The following is a 1,541-nucleotide window of genomic DNA, read 5'->3' as shown; positions in this document are numbered from 1 at the left end:
TTCTGCCTGCAATAACACGATGCCTTGATCGGCACCTCGGCGCGGGCAGTGGCCTTGTCCAGTTGTAGCTTGATGTGGGCGGCTTCGACCGTTTCACCGCGCCTGGTGAGACATTCGTGCAGGCCATGCAGGCTCCAGACGTTACCCGGATGCTGACAGGCCCGACTAAGCGTTGCATCCAGGCCAAGGTCTGCACGGTAAACAGCTTCGGCTTCCTCCATCTGGCCCTGTTCAAGAAGAAGAGCACCCAGCGCATGACGGGTGGGTTGCATCCAGCCCCAGGGCTCGTCGTATGGCAAGTTGTCGTCGATCTCGACTGACTTTCGCAGATGGTCAAAGGCCGTCTCATACTCTCCTGCGTGATAGGCCAGCTCACCCAGCATCATTTGCTCAGCGACCTTCAGAATGTCCTGGCATGTGTTGTTGAACAGCATTCGGGTCTCAGGAACTCTGGCCAGAGCATCATAGAACATGGCTTTTTCACTCTCGGCTTCGGCGACCCTGTGTAGGTTGGCCAAGGCAACCGTCCTTGCGTACCGCATCATGGCAATGGTCACGCTGTAAAGCTCTTCATCCTCTGGCAGATCCTGATTGAGAATATCCTGCCAGCGACCAAACCTGATCAGCACATGTTGCTTCATTGGTATGAAGCCTTCAAACCAGTCCGCCATCGGCCGAAGAGTGTCTGACGGCAAGGTGTCGATCAGCTCATCGGCGGCTTCGATTGCTGCCGATGGTTGCCCCAAGAACATCGCACCGTATATTTTAAAGTGATAGTTGTGGCACCGATAGACGGAATAGAAATTGTCAGGGCCTTCGCGCTTCAGAAACTTGCGATCTGCCAATATGGCTTTGTGATTGCGCAGTACCACGTTCATGTAGTCTCCGCACAACACGTCGATATGGGTCGGCATGTGCAACAAATGCCCGGCCTCGGGCACCAGCGTGCTGAGCACATCGCCGTGACGCAGTGCCCGTTCGGGATGGGGCGACATTTCCATCAGGTGAATGTACATGTGCAATAGTCCTGCGTGCTCCCATGCTCCGTAAAGTGTATCGAACGCATTTTCGAGCACGGATATTGCCTCGAGCGTATCGGCCCCTTCGGCGGGCTTTCCGGTCGGCAAATCCCAAAGCTGCCAAGGTGTCCGGTTCATGAGCGACTCGGCCAGAATCGCAGACACGTCCAGGTCCTGATCGAATTCGGAGTGAACCTTTCGCATCGCATCAGCGAAGGCATCATTCCACGGGCTGAAATCCTCAATATCCGATGAGGATGGATAACGCGCTGGAATGGCATCGATTAGCGCGCGTTCAACAGGCGTCAGCCGGTCCTTTAACGACGCAGCAGCCTGGATTGACGCTTTCGCCAAGGCGATACAGTCAGGCTTCTCGTCTTCTTCGAATGTTTCCCAGGGCTTGTTGTAGTTCGGCCCAATACAATACGCGATGCCCCAGTGCGCCATTGCGCAATTTGGATCCGCAGCCACGGCATTCTGAAAGCAAACAATCGCTTCTTCGTGGTTGTACGCGTAAGTCCA

General features: G+C 55.2%; 1 protein-coding gene. It reads right to left on the bottom strand.

The genetic code is table 11. The features are described from left to right. Positions 1–1,541, bottom strand: a 1,541-nt coding sequence (locus tag ACR0ER_RS25530) for a hypothetical protein (protein WP_480771265.1), incomplete at both ends; no start/stop codon positions are given.

Source organism: Ruegeria sp. CH8, assembly GCF_056536985.1.
The sequence above is the reverse complement of the archived record's forward strand: the minus strand, read 5'-3'. Positions and strand labels throughout refer to the sequence as shown.